The sequence below is a fragment of the Paenibacillus sp. PK1-4R genome (assembly GCF_030369595.1).
In the GTDB taxonomy this organism is placed as follows: Bacteria; Bacillota; Bacilli; order Paenibacillales; family Paenibacillaceae; genus Paenibacillus.
Genome location: NZ_CP126535.1, coordinates 316,011 through 328,076, shown reverse-complemented (window position 1 = coordinate 328,076; position 12,066 = coordinate 316,011). Strand labels below are relative to the sequence as shown.

13 protein-coding genes are annotated in these 12,066 nt (G+C 47.5%); 4 read left to right on the top strand and 9 right to left on the bottom strand.

Features of this window, described 5'->3' with window-relative positions; all coding sequences use genetic code 11:
• The gene (locus QNO02_RS01535) at positions 1-840 is read left to right on the top strand and encodes a helix-turn-helix transcriptional regulator (protein WP_133387568.1); all 840 of its coding nucleotides are present in this window, start codon (positions 1-3) and stop codon (positions 838-840) included.
• A gap of 16 nt (positions 841-856) precedes the next feature.
• Here QNO02_RS01535 and QNO02_RS01530 read toward each other — a convergent pair whose 3' ends face one another.
• On the bottom strand, positions 857-1,390 hold the full coding sequence (locus tag QNO02_RS01530; protein WP_091039280.1) for an MOSC domain-containing protein: 534 nt from the start codon (positions 1,388-1,390) through the stop codon (positions 857-859).
• A gap of 266 nt (positions 1,391-1,656) precedes the next feature.
• Here QNO02_RS01530 and QNO02_RS01525 point away from each other — a divergent pair, with 266 nt between their 5' ends.
• The 3 genes from QNO02_RS01525 to QNO02_RS01515 all read left to right on the top strand — a co-directional run bounded on the left by QNO02_RS01525 (position 1,657) and on the right by QNO02_RS01515 (position 3,553).
• On the top strand, positions 1,657-2,013 hold the full coding sequence (locus QNO02_RS01525; RefSeq protein WP_036608019.1) for a DUF1304 domain-containing protein: 357 nt from the start codon (positions 1,657-1,659) through the stop codon (positions 2,011-2,013).
• A gap of 117 nt (positions 2,014-2,130) precedes the next feature.
• Entirely contained in the window at positions 2,131-2,931 is an 801-nt protein-coding gene (locus tag QNO02_RS01520) for a DUF4261 domain-containing protein (protein WP_289390887.1), read from the top strand.
• Positions 2,932-3,193: 262 nt separating this feature from the next.
• The gene (locus tag QNO02_RS01515; protein WP_091039283.1) at positions 3,194-3,553 is read left to right on the top strand and encodes a hypothetical protein; all 360 of its coding nucleotides are present in this window, start codon (positions 3,194-3,196) and stop codon (positions 3,551-3,553) included.
• Positions 3,554-3,703: 150 nt separating this feature from the next.
• Here QNO02_RS01515 and QNO02_RS01510 read toward each other — a convergent pair whose 3' ends face one another.
• The 8 genes from QNO02_RS01510 to iolE form a co-directional block, all read right to left on the bottom strand.
• Positions 3,704-4,210, bottom strand: coding sequence for a GNAT family N-acetyltransferase (locus QNO02_RS01510; RefSeq protein WP_289390886.1), 507 nt, complete (start codon positions 4,208-4,210; stop codon positions 3,704-3,706).
• On the bottom strand, positions 4,207-4,734 hold the full coding sequence (locus tag QNO02_RS01505) for a hypothetical protein (protein ID WP_091039286.1): 528 nt from the start codon (positions 4,732-4,734) through the stop codon (positions 4,207-4,209). Before QNO02_RS01505 ends, QNO02_RS01510 begins: the two co-directional genes overlap by 4 nt.
• Positions 4,735-5,070: 336 nt before the next feature.
• A complete protein-coding gene (locus QNO02_RS01500; protein ID WP_091039288.1) occupies positions 5,071-6,078 on the bottom strand; it encodes a LacI family DNA-binding transcriptional regulator in 1,008 nt (335 codons plus the stop codon).
• Positions 6,079-6,200: 122 nt separating this feature from the next.
• Entirely contained in the window at positions 6,201-7,007 is an 807-nt protein-coding gene (gene iolB, locus QNO02_RS01495; RefSeq protein ID WP_249913853.1) for a 5-deoxy-glucuronate isomerase, read from the bottom strand.
• Between the two features lie 108 nt (positions 7,008-7,115).
• On the bottom strand, positions 7,116-8,168 hold the full coding sequence (gene iolG / locus QNO02_RS01490; protein WP_289390885.1) for an inositol 2-dehydrogenase: 1,053 nt from the start codon (positions 8,166-8,168) through the stop codon (positions 7,116-7,118).
• A 69-nt stretch (positions 8,169-8,237) separates the two neighbouring features.
• Entirely contained in the window at positions 8,238-9,713 is a 1,476-nt protein-coding gene (locus QNO02_RS01485) for a CoA-acylating methylmalonate-semialdehyde dehydrogenase (protein WP_289390884.1), read from the bottom strand.
• Positions 9,714-9,812: 99 nt separating this feature from the next.
• A complete protein-coding gene (gene iolC, locus QNO02_RS01480) occupies positions 9,813-10,823 on the bottom strand; it encodes a 5-dehydro-2-deoxygluconokinase (protein ID WP_047841171.1) in 1,011 nt (336 codons plus the stop codon).
• A 199-nt stretch (positions 10,824-11,022) separates the two neighbouring features.
• Positions 11,023-11,925: a myo-inosose-2 dehydratase gene (gene iolE, locus QNO02_RS01475; protein ID WP_289390883.1), complete on the bottom strand. Its 903-nt coding sequence runs from the start codon at positions 11,923-11,925 to the stop codon at positions 11,023-11,025.
• Between the last annotated feature and the right edge of the window lie 141 nt (positions 11,926-12,066).

Genomic DNA, 12,066 nt, shown 5'->3' with positions numbered 1-12,066 from the left:
ATGAAACAGGTAGAACAAGGAGACAGACCAAGTATGGGCCTGCTGGATCTGAATAAAGGTGATCATAAATATCAACTGACACGCCATGCTCCATCCGAAGCACTTCGCCCTTTTGTTAAACATTACTGGATCGTATCGTGGGATCTGACTGGACTTGAACCGTATCCCCAACATGTCGTGCCTAACCCCTGTGTCAATCTGGTTGTGGAACGGAATAATACGTTTTTCTTCGGACCATCGGGACGTAAATTCTCCTATCTTGTGAGCGGAAAAGGTCGTGTATTTGGCGTGAAGTTCAGACCAGGAGGGTTTTATCCTTTCCTCCGGGTTCCTGTCTCTTCATTGTACGGACAGCCGATGAATGTATCCAATATTCTTGACGTCACAGGGGAATCCTTGGAAGACCGGCTTCTTGGGGCGGGAGATGATGCGGATAAAACCAGTTACATCGACCAGCTATTATGTGCACACCTTCCTGCTGAAGATGATCAAGCGAGAATGGTAAACGATATTGTGCAACAGATTGAACAGAACCGGGAGATGCTGAGAGTAGATGATCTATCTTCCTATTGGAATATGCATACCCGAAAGCTTCAACGCCTGTTCAATCAGTATGTGGGCATCGGACCCAAAACCGTAATCAAGTTGTATCGTCTGCAAAATGCTGCAGAATGGATGGACCACGGTCTTCACTGTGACCTGATTAAGCTATCTCAGGATCTTGGATATCATGATCAATCCCATTTCATCCGAGATTTCAAGTCCATTATTGGCAGTACACCAGAGGAGTACTTACACTCTAAACATCCGAATGGTGAGCGCCGAGGGCTGATCAATTAGAAACCTGTCCTGAAAATCAGGACAGGCGAATGACTTCTATGGTATCCCCCGTATGGATTACACCCTCCCGTTCAACCGAGCATACAATCCCACGTTTTTTGCGAGCCGCAGGCACGAATTTTTTCCGCAAACCGTCCTGTTCGTAGAATTGTTCAATCATTTTCCCCGGATGTACACAGGGAAGGTTCTCCCCTTCGCATATTAACCCTGTCCCGTTCGGAAATAGGAGCCGCGTTCCAGCAGGCAGTTCCGTCAATCGATCAATGCCACGGACCAGTATATTGGCACCAAGCCACTCTGGACGCACTTCAGGAATGTTCATTTTCTCAGCAATAAGAGCACATTCTTCCTCGGAAACAATACTGATTTGGCGGCGATTCGCAATCGGTGTACCACGCTTGTAGATTTTCTGACGCGAGTCCGCCGGACGAAGCAGACCATAATGACGGTCACCCGGAATTCCTGCAAGCTCAATGTCGATAAAAGGTACAACTCGGGTCACAAATGTGGATGGATCATCAGCCAACAAGACGAATTGAACCGTTCCCATAGTAATCTCCTCCCTTTCCTGAGCAATATCACTTCTTTATTGTTCATTATTACCCAATGAATGGATTGTCGACAATCGGCGTATGCTTACCTTTGTAACCATTTTTTAATTTCAACATCATAACTCAACTGGAAAACGATAAATAATTTTAATAATACACAATTAAATTGTTACAAATTAAATTTGCTCTTTCCGTTCTTGTTGCAAACATTTATACTAGGATGGACAAGTAAATAAATTACATATCAGAAAGCAAGGTGTTTCCTTTGATTAGTATCATTTTTGTAGCTCTTGTAGCTGTCGAACACTTCTATATTATGGTGATGGAGATGTTTATGTGGACTCGTCCACGCACAATGAAAACCTTTAATCTTACGCCGGAATTCGCCAAATCCACCAAATCTCTCGCGGCCAATCAAGGTCTTTACAATGGATTTCTTGCGGCAGGTCTGATCTGGGGACTTGTATATCCGGATGCTGCCGTTGGACAGCATATTCAGATTTTCTTCCTGGCGTGTGTGATTATCGCGGCTCTCTATGGAGGAGCGACTTCTTCACGGTCGATCATTATCAAACAAGGATTGCCTGCGATCATTGCATTGTTGCTGGTCCTGTTCCTCTAATTTCCTGTCGATAGGTGCATTGCTGCGATTCATGTTTAACTCCTTTATGGTAAGGTAGTGAATAGATAGCAGTGTACAATGACCAGAATCAATCTGGGATCGGGAGGAGAACATGTCATGGGATTGTTTGACAAGCTTCGGCGGCGCAAAAAGGAGAAGGTACCTGCAGGTGGTGCTGTCGAATCGACGAATTACAGTGAAACCATCGTGGGTTTTGTCCTGCTGGAGCATGACGATTGTGATTTTGACCTCTTCATCAGGAACATGAAGAACGAATGGGATATCGAGATTGAAGAACGCCCGGAGGAGGGCAATCTCTTTTTCGAAGTGAATGGGATGCAGGTGGTATGTGCTCACATTGCGGCGCCTGTACCCGACCGTGAAGTTGAGGAGAATGCCAAGTTAAACATCCTTTGGCGAGAAGCGGAGCAAGTTACCTCACGGCACCAGTCTCAGATTATTGTCTCTGTTCTGAACGCAACAAATGCTATTGAGGGACATGTTCTGTTCACTCAAACAGCGAGTGCCTTATTACAGTTGGATCACGCGCTGGCCATATACATGGCCCCACTTGTTGTTGAAGCCAGTCAATATGTCGAAACCAGCCGTGGGATCAAACATGATGAGTTGCCAGTCTCGCTCTGGATTTTCATCGGATTATTCCAAAATGCCGAAGGTGCCTCAGCTTACACTTACGGACTACGTAACTTTGGTAAAGAAGAGATGGAGATTATGCAATCGTCGGAATCCTTAAGCGATGTATTTGAGATGATGTTTATGACCACAACGTATGTGGTTGAAAACGACGTCACACTGCATGATGGGGAAACACTTGGTTTCTCGGCAGAACAAAAGCTGAGCATTTCCCTTTCCAAAGGTGTAGCAACGGAAGGTAACAGTTTGAAGATTGGATTCTAACTTACGTAGTTATCTTAACTTTATCGTGTCACAGTTGTAGAAGCCGTCTGGAGTTCATACTCTGGGCGGCTTTTTAGCCATTCAACTTCCTTCCAATTGACGATATGATAACAATCCCTGAATTTAACTTCACTAGGAAAAAGCAGTCCATAAGAACCACTATATTGTGAATTCAGTTTTCATTCTCGCTATAAAAAGGTATAATTAATAGGCTTATAGTCTCATATATTACATATTATTTTATTATCGAGGAGTTGCCTACATGTCTGTTAGACGTTTGGATTCAACTAAACCTATTATTGAAATTATCTGGGAAGGTATTGTTTCTCCTGAACATGTCGAACAAGCGAATACAGAAATCCAGAGAATAGCGGAACAATTGGGAAATTCGTTTGATGTGCTCGTGGACATGAGAAATATGAAGGCATTCCCCCAGGATACAAAAGAAAAAATTGTGGAGCATCAGAAATTACTGACACAGTGGGGTATGAAGCGAGCCAGTGTAGCCGTAGGTGGTGCGATCGCCAAAATGCAATTGAATCGGATTTCCAAAGAATCGGCGCACCAGACTGAATTCCAATGGGAAACGTATGACGAGGCTTTGGCATTTTTGTTGAAATAATATTGAAGTGATACGGCGTAAGTATAAAAGAGAGCTACCGATGCTGTTCCTGGCAAAAAGAAAGAGGCGTTCCCCATGAGGAAGCGCCTTTTTCTTTTTGCAGTTTCACGTGGCTTACTCCGTTTTGCCAGTGATCCGACCGCTCATCATTTAAGATTCAAGTTTACTTACACGTACCATCGTTACCGATGTACCATTTAGGCACTCCTCCACGAACCCTAACCGCTTATATAAGCGAATCGCTTGGTTATCCGGGTCAACACTGAGCGAGACTGCTGCAATTTCCCGCCGTTCGACCTCATCTAATGCGGTCTGAAGCAGTAAGGTACCTACTCCTTTTCCACGCGCATCTTCCGTTACAGCCATCCCCATCTCTGGCGTAGCTGCATTCACATAACCGTATCCCGCATTTTGGTCCGTATAGAATCTTAACGTTATTGAACCTAGTCTCTTGCCTTGCTGGTCAACTGCAACATACCCGAAGTCCCCTTCTCTTCCCCATTCTTCAACGTATTTGGACAGTCCGGGAGTATGAATACTTTCGATTGGAAGAGGTGCATCACCTTCTCTTCTATGCAGGGATGCGTATAACATCTCCCATAGAAAGGGGATATCCTGTTCTTCAATAGGGCGTACAAGGTAGTCAGTCTTGGTCATGTTTTCTCCTCCTTCAGCTTTTCAAAAAGGCGGTCCATTTCATTCAGATTAAACCCATCGGTAATCTCGTAGTCCTCAAGTTGGTCTCTCGTTTTTGCCTCATTGTAGATGGAGATGGAATCTTCATTATAAAACGTTAGTCCGAATCCATCGGTAAAGCGACCTTCTTTATTAATGGTAAGTCGCCACTCATAGTACTGCGGATTCCTTTCGGAAACGTCGAATTCCCGTACTCTTTTAAGTTCAACATCCTTTAATAGCTTCAGCATGTCTCTAATCTCTTTGGGATCTGTAATCGTTATTTCATCATCTTCATTATACGGTTCATTGTCGGAAATTTTCCTAATCGTCAGTCGATCCAATGTATCCAGCATCGTCATATGATCTGTGACCTCTGCTCGAAACGTCGTATGTTTGCTAGGGATATACATAGCATATTGACCAGAGGTATACATACGCACTGCAATAGCTACAACAACAATAATCGTGACGATACCCATAATCATCTTGATTCGTCTACTCATCCCAATCCCCTCTCTATACCTACACAAAACATATAAATTGGTAATTATTGATATATTCCAGTATAACATCTCACTTCTTCTGTTCCAATGTCATTTCTTATCTCTGGTCCCTCAATTACGATGACGTTTTGGGCTACACTAAAAATGGAAGATTTAAATGAACAAGCCGCGTCCCCCCATAGGGTAAACGCGGCTTGTTTGTTACTTTATTATATTTATTGTTTTATTACCTATTCAGAATGAGGCAAGACGATAACCCTTATCCCTAGCCATGAATATGGCACATGTAGGCTTGGACTCACAACTGGTCAGGTTACATCAGAAACCTAATTGTTTTCAGCCCAATACACGGCCTGCTGATTCTCGGATAACCAGCTCAGGCTTCAGCACAATCTTCTGTGGCTCTTTTTGTTCATCCTTTAACTCTTCAATCAACAGATCTACAGCGCGATGTCCCAGTTCTTCAATTGGCTGGGCAACGGTCGTAAGTGGCGGACTCGTTACCGAAGCCAGAATCGTATTATCAAACCCGATAATCGACACATCCTCTGGCACGCGTAGCCCCAGCTCTTTGGCTGCCTGAAGTGCACCAATGGCCTGAATGTCATTACAGCAGAATAAGCCTGTGGGATGATCGTTCTCACCGAGCAGCAGTAACGCCTCTTTTTTGGCCGAGCTCAGGTCAGCTGCGGATTCTCGGATCTGAGTCGGTTCCAGTGTATGACCTGCCTTAATCAGGGTTTCACGGAATCCGCGTACACGTTCCTGACTGCTGCTGACTTTGGACGGTTCCGACAATACCGCTACACGGGTGTGCCCAAGTTCAAGCAGATGCTCCGCTGCGAGTGCTCCGCCGAGTATGTCGTCAATAGTGACCGTATGTACCGACAGCGATGGCATATGACGAGCAATCAGAGCAACAGGTATCGACTGTTGCAAGAGGGGTGACAAAATTTCGGCATTATCGATCCCGGTTCCGATCATCATGCCATCGACCCTTTTTTGCTGAAGCAGATTTAGATAACGCTCTACCCGCTCGTCCTTATTATCCGTACTGCAGATGACCACGCTGTAACCCAATTGACGACTTCGATCCTCGACCGCTCTCGCCAGTTCTGCGAAATACGGGTTCGAGATGTCCGGTACGAGCAGCCCCAATGTATACGTCTGCTTACCTGTAAGTGCAGCTGCGATCGCGCTGGGTTGATAGTGAAGGCGTTCCATGATCTCCATAATCTCGGCGCGCCGCTTCTCACTGATCTTGCCTTTGCCATTAATGACCTGCGAGACGGTTGCAATGGATACACCCGCCTCGCGTGCTATATCGTATATGGTTGCTTTCATTGTTTTTCCCCATTTGTGCTATATATAATATACATAGATAATTGTTCTCTTCTTCTCATTATGCAGGGGGAAGTCTGCATACGCAACTTGAAGCGAGCAAAATGTGCGTAGCATGAACTGTTTTACTTTTTCATCAACCACTCATGGTCAGGGTCGTTATGGAATTTCCAGGTCCGGGTTGGTCCAGCCATCACGTTCAGATAGTAGACCTCATACCCCGGAGGAGCACCTACCGGATGATATCCGTCCGGAACAAGCACCACTTCTCCGTTCTTCACTGCTAGCGTCTCATCCACAGAGCGATCATCCGTGTATATGCGCTGAATGGCAAACCCCTGCTCAGGCTGCACACGGAAATAATACGTTTCTTCCAGCAAAGATTCGTCAGGGAGTGCGTCCCGATCATGCTTATGTGGCGGGTAACTGGACCAATGCCCATCTGGTGTGAATACCTCAACAACAAGCAAACTGTCTGCTTCCTTCTGTTCCGGCAAAATGTTGTGAATCTGGCGTTCCAGATTACCATACCCTCTTGCCTCTACCCCTACATCTTCGGGTGCAATGAGACGAGCCGGGTACGTGCCTTTACCGGGTGCAACACATATAGCGATTTCCAGTTCGGTACGTGCTGTGATCTGTACTTGATCGGAAGTTGAGACGTAGACTGAATACGGCGGAATTTTCTCGAAAACACTCATTCTTTTTCCGATATTATCCCATGTGTGCTCCCGGGTACTTACATTGGCGAAACCACTGAGAAGCACCACACAGAGTTCCTGATCACCGCTCTCACGGGTTAGCGTCTCCCCTTCTGCCAACTTCGCTACCTGAAAGCCAACATATTCCCAACCCGCCGACTCCGGTGTTACGTCTATAAGTGTACCGTCTCCCTCCGGGTTGACCACGGGTTTCACAATACGTTCTGACATCTTGTCATCCACTCCTTTCTGTAATCGTCCACAACAACCTGATACTTATAAAAGCAAAAACCTGGACTATTCATGCCCTCTATTAGAAAAAGTGGCTTTAATCATCCACTATGGCGTTGCCGTTTGCGATTCCAGTGATACCCCAGGGACTTCACTCAGCTTCACAGGTCTTCCCCGCTCCATGGACATTTTTGCTGCCAGCGCAATTCTTTCTGCCTGTACTGCATCGTGGCCATCTACGATAACTGGTGTATCATGGAGGATTGCATCGATAAAGAGAGCTGTCTCCTGTACATACGCTTCATTGTAGCGTTCCAGGAAAAAGTGTAACGGTTTGTCGCGCATGAGCCCGGCCGCTGTACTGATCTCAGCCGTATTCGGATGATCATTCGCCGCTGCGGCGCTGCCCATTGAGCCAAATACTTCAACACGCTGGTCATACCCGTATACAGCCTGACGGCTGTTATCAATAACCCCAATCGCTCCATTGGCAAAAGTCATCGTTACAATCGCTGTATCCACGTCACCATGTTCCGCAAAAACCGGATTGATCAGCACATTGCCCTGAGCGTACACTTCTTCCACTTCACTCCCGGACAGATAACGGGCCATGTCAAAATCGTGGATCATCATGTCCATGAAGATCCCGCCAGATACCCGGATATACTCCGCAGGCGGTGGACTCGGGTCGCGAGACGTAATTTTGATAATATGCGGATCACCAATCGTACCATCCTGCACATGTGCACGTATCCGTCTGAAGTTGTGATCAAAGCGACGGTTAAATCCAATTTGCAGCTTCACACCAGCCTTCTGAACCGCTGATACAGCTGCTTGGGTCTGTGATAGATCCATGCTAACCGGCTTCTCGCAGAAGATGTGTTTGCCCGCCTGAGCGGCCTGTTCAATCAGCGGCACATGTGTATCAGTTGAAGAACAGATCAGCACCGCGTCTACATTAGGCATCGAGATCAACTCGCTGCTGTCCGTCGTTACAACAGGGATGCCACGACTGGAGGCCCAAGCCTCCAAATCAGGACCTGCAAACAAGTCACTGATTCCCACAATCTCGGCATGCGGGTTGCGCAGGAGATTGTCTGCATGAATTTTGCCGATCCGTCCAGCACCGATGATGCCAATTCTCACTTTGTCCTTGCCCATTCCGTTATCCTCCCTATGTGCGTCCATATGGGCTGGGCATTCCCCTTAGCCCGAGTTATACTCTGGTTGTTACCAACGCGCCGTTACCATCTTTTTGCGAGTGTAGAATTCAACACCATCCGTGCCATTGGCATGCAGATCACCATAGAAGGACTTTTTCCAACCGGAAAACGGGAAAAATGCCATTGGTGCAGGTACGCCCAAGTTAATACCCAACATGCCCGCATCAATCGTCTCCCGGAATTGACGCATACTCGCTCCGCTGCGGGTGAACAGACACGCCCCGTTGGCGAAGTCGGAACGGTTCGCCAGCTCAACGGCTTCCTCCAGCGTAGACACTCTTGCCACCGAGAGTACTGGAGCAAAGATCTCATCCTGCCAGATTTTCATATTGCTATCAACTTGGTCGAATACCGTTGGCCCTACAAAATAACCGGGTTCACCTGTCGCCTGATCCTTACGTCCATCCCGGATCAATGCCGCGCCTTCCTGCTCTCCGGATTCAATGTAACTGAGTGTGCGTTCTTTATGTGGTCCACGGATGACAGGACCGAGGAACACGCCCTCATCCATACCGTTACCAATGGTAATGCGGTCTGCTGCTTCCACCAGCTTTTGTACCAGTTCGTCAGCCACATCGCCCACAGCCACAACAACCGAACATGCCATGCAACGTTCCCCTGCTGAGCCAAAGGCTGCACTGGTAATCTCTTTCACGGTAAAATCCAGATCGGCGTCCGGCATAACGATGGAGTGGTTTTTGGCGCCAGCCAGTGCCTGTACCCGTTTGCCATGCTTGGATGCAGTGGTGTAGACGTATTCAGCCACAGGTTGTGATCCGACAAAGGAGATCGCTTGAACATCCTTATGTTCCAGCAACCCGTTCACGACATCATGTGCACCGTGTACGATATTGAGCACGCCATCCGGAAGCCCTGCTTCCTTGAACAGCTCTGCCAGGCGGCCTGCCAGAAGCGGTGTACGCTCGGACGGCTTCAGAACAAACGTGTTACCACACGCAATAGCCAGTGGGAACATCCAGCACGGCACCATCATCGGGAAGTTGAATGGGGTAATCCCCCCAATTACGCCGATTGGGTAGCGGTACATGCCCGACTCCAGTCCTGTCGCGATGTCAGGCAGTTGTTTGCCCATCATCAGGTTCGGGGCACCTGCCGCGAATTCGACGCACTCAATACCACGCAATACCTCGCCATACGCTTCGGCGTAACTTTTACCGTTCTCCAGCGTTACCAGGCGGGCGAGCTCTTCCCAATGTTCAACCAGCAGCTGCTGGTAGCGGAACAGAATACGTGCACGGCGTGGAACCGGTGTGCTGCTCCATGATTTGAACGCTTCTCGTGCTGTCTGAACCGCCAGATCCACGTCCGCTTGTTCGGAGAGTGGCACATGTGCAATAACCTCTTCTGTAGCCGGATTCACAACCGGCTCCGTACGAGTTGCCACTGGGGTTACCCAGGCACCTCCGATCCAGTTTTGTACCATTGTCGCTGTTGCAGACGCTTCAGAAATTCCTTTTCCCATAGCCCTGTCTCCCTTCACTTATGTGTGATCCCGTATGTTCAACTTATATCATTGATGTTGATCTGTATGAGTGTGTTATTCAAAGTATTGCAACGAGCTTTAAGACACGGTGATTTCGCCCCGATTGCAACGTTCAATGTAGTCATTCACCTGTTCCACCGTTGGCATCGCATCCGAACAACTGTGGCTCGAAATGACGATACTTGCTGCGCCACTGCCATACGCCATGCTGCGCTCAATCGTCCAGCCCTGCATCAATCCATACAGGAACCCGGCCGCATAGGAGTCGCCTGCACCAAACGTTTTGACCACTTTTGCCGGATAGCTGTCCGCACGGTGAGAAAGCCCTTCGCGTGTATAAGCAATGGAGCCTTCCTTGCCGTGTTTGATTACTACAATATTTGCTGAGAAATCAAACCATTTCTGTGCAGTTACCTGATCGCTATGATCCGGATTGTGGTCGAATGTCTCCATCATGTCGAACTCTTCACGTGTGCCCAGGATGATATCGCATTTCTCGGCTGCGAGGTTATAATAGACCGCTGTCTCTTCGTCCGATGTCCAAGTGTATGGGCGATAGTCCAGATCAAACACAATAACTGTGCCATGTTTTTTCGCATACGTTAGTGCCTGTAATACGGCTTCACGGGATGGGCTCTGCGCGAGGGCTGTGCCTGAGATTAGCAGCACTTTGGAGTCAGCAATCAACTGCTCTTGTACCTCTTGCGCCTGTAGTAACAGATCCGCTACGTTGTCTCGGTACATCAGGATACTGCAATCCGTTGGGCTTTTGATTTCGGTAAAAGCAAGCCCTGTCACCGCTCCGGTGTCATCTGTAACTACATTTGATGTGTCGATGCCGTTCTTCTCCAAATAACTCTGGATGAATCTGCCCATCTGGTCGCCCGCGATTTTGCCGATGAAAGCTGTCTCCATACCCAGTCTGGACATGCCAATCGTAATATTGGCCGGAGAGCCGCCAACATACTTCGTGAATGTCATCGTCTCTTCCATCGGGCGATTGATCTCATTGGCGTTCAAATCGATGCACAAGCGGCCAATCGCGGTGAAATCCTTCTTCCTGGATACGGGAAAGGATACGTAAGTCATTGCATGTGAGCCCCTTTCTGTGGTGGGATTTTACATGTTGTATATGGATATCTAGACTAGTTACTCATTCCATCGTAAGGACTCGTAAACGTCTAGAGTAAGTCAGTTTTATTTTCCAATCGTAACGTTATACTCTTGCTGGCCTTCTTCCTTTTTCACTTCATGGGTGTGGCCTCTGACCGCTGCAATACTGAACGATTCAGCTGTGTTGGTATAACGATTCCATATAGTTCAAAGATCGCTTGGCATACTCATACGGGTTATGAATCGCAGGGTCCTGCTCTCCTTCAAGCATCGCCCAGCCATCGTACCCTCGTGTGATCAGTTCTTGCAGAATTGGTGCAAAATCAATGCATCCATCTCCTGGTACAGTGAACACGCCTCTACGAATACATCCGACAAAATCAGACTGCTCCGCGCGTGCTTCATCTAGCACATGAGGGCGAATGTCTTTCAGATGGATATAGGCGATCCGATCATAATGTTTGCGCAACAGTTCAAGTGGATTGGCTCCGCCATAATAGGCATGACCAGTATCATAGAGCAGATACACGAGAGAAGGGTCTGTCAGCTCCATCAGTCGATCAATCTCATCCGGTTGCTCTACCACTGTGCCTCCATGATGATGGTACGTAAGCTTCAACCCATGTTCGCGGGCAATAGCTCCAGCTTCGTTCAACCCTTCAGCGAGAATATGCCATTCAGATTCGTTGAGTCTAAGTACTTCTTTTTCATTCGGTGTCCGTCTTGGATCAAAATGAAGTGACCCGCCTACCTCCGCCGTACTGATCACCTTACTGCCCATGGATTGCAGAAATTCTGCATGTCTGCGATAACTGTCCAGCTCCGACTGACGATACGCCGGATCGGAGAACAGCACCGATTTCCACTGGGAGACCAGCTTGATATTCCTTTTACTCAATTCCTCACGCAATATAGCAGGATCAGTTGGATATTTACGTCCCATCTCTGTACCTGTCAGCCCAAGACGCTGAATGTCATCCAGAATCTGCGCACATGTTGTCGCATCACCATGCTCCTTCACATCTTCACCGACCCAATTGATCGGATGAATCCCAAGCTGGAATGGCAGCTTGCTCATTGCTCCACGTCTCCTTTGTCGTTCAACATTATGGTTCACTTGGAATGCCGTGCTTTTAGTTTCAATATATAGATAAATACGTCCCACCGAACTTATACCGTGAGGAGTCCAATATAGCTACATTTTTTAGAAGGAATGCTC

Bases quoted from the DNA above. Each gene is read 5' to 3' on its own strand.
- QNO02_RS01535 (WP_133387568.1), top strand. From the start codon at position 1: ATGAAACAGGTAGAACAAGGAGACAGACCAAGTATGGGCCTGCTGGAT.
- iolE (WP_289390883.1), bottom strand. From the start codon at position 11,925: ATGAGCAAGCTGCCATTCCAGCTTGGGATTCATCCGATCAATTGGGTC.
- QNO02_RS01515 (WP_091039283.1), top strand. From the start codon at position 3,194: ATGTCTGTTAGACGTTTGGATTCAACTAAACCTATTATTGAAATTATC.
- iolC (WP_047841171.1), bottom strand. From the start codon at position 10,823: ATGACTTACGTATCCTTTCCCGTATCCAGGAAGAAGGATTTCACCGCG.
- QNO02_RS01520 (WP_289390887.1), top strand. From the start codon at position 2,131: ATGGGATTGTTTGACAAGCTTCGGCGGCGCAAAAAGGAGAAGGTACCT.
- iolB (WP_249913853.1), bottom strand. From the start codon at position 7,007: ATGTCAGAACGTATTGTGAAACCCGTGGTCAACCCGGAGGGAGACGGT.
- QNO02_RS01485 (WP_289390884.1), bottom strand. From the start codon at position 9,713: ATGGGAAAAGGAATTTCTGAAGCGTCTGCAACAGCGACAATGGTACAA.
- iolG (WP_289390885.1), bottom strand. From the start codon at position 8,168: ATGGGCAAGGACAAAGTGAGAATTGGCATCATCGGTGCTGGACGGATC.
- QNO02_RS01530 (WP_091039280.1), bottom strand. From the start codon at position 1,390: ATGGGAACGGTTCAATTCGTCTTGTTGGCTGATGATCCATCCACATTT.
- QNO02_RS01500 (WP_091039288.1), bottom strand. From the start codon at position 6,078: ATGAAAGCAACCATATACGATATAGCACGCGAGGCGGGTGTATCCATT.
- QNO02_RS01510 (WP_289390886.1), bottom strand. From the start codon at position 4,210: ATGACCAAGACTGACTACCTTGTACGCCCTATTGAAGAACAGGATATC.
- QNO02_RS01505 (WP_091039286.1), bottom strand. From the start codon at position 4,734: ATGAGTAGACGAATCAAGATGATTATGGGTATCGTCACGATTATTGTT.